General features: G+C 38.3%; 1 pseudogene. It reads left to right on the forward strand.

The window, feature by feature from the left end:
- Positions 1 to 517 (forward strand): annotated as a pseudogene (locus OZD68_RS00100) (hypothetical protein); the annotation flags it as partial.
- Between the last annotated feature and the right edge of the window lie 34 nt (positions 518 to 551).

A 551-nucleotide genomic window follows, 5' to 3' on the forward strand; every position in this document is an offset into this window, starting at 1 on the left:
GCTACTGCTCTACCATAGCCATAAGCACATATCTTATCCTATTCGGACTATTGCGAGAAGTGCTATACCTCTCGACTCTAGTAAATACTACATAGCAGAGTATAGACACCACCCAGAATGGGAAGGCGATGAATATTTAAATTTTGTTAGCCCTGATAGTGATATGCTGGTTAATTATGAAAACTTATTTTTTGTGCTCAATCAAAGCTCCTACTCAGACTTTGAAAGTGGGTTTTATTCAGAAAACAGAACCGATCCCCATAATTATGCTAAATATTCAAAGGAACCATATTTGAGTGGTGACCAGCTATCTGAAAAATTATCTAATGAATTGGAGGAAGATAGCAATCAGATAGGTACTGAATTTACAATTGATGATGAGCAAGTAGACGAAGAAGTTGTGGTAGAGAGTGAAGCCAAGTCTGGGGAGAAAGGAACGGTTGGTGAGGATAACGCAAAAAATACTATACAGGAAGAAGAATCTATAGCACTTCTCGCAATAGTCCGAATAGGATAAGATATGTGCTTATGGCTATGGTAGAGCAGTAGCA

Origin of the sequence: Wolbachia endosymbiont of Drosophila bicornuta (assembly GCF_028982105.1) — a bacterium.
In the GTDB taxonomy this organism is placed as follows: domain Bacteria; phylum Pseudomonadota; class Alphaproteobacteria; order Rickettsiales; family Anaplasmataceae; genus Wolbachia; species Wolbachia pipientis.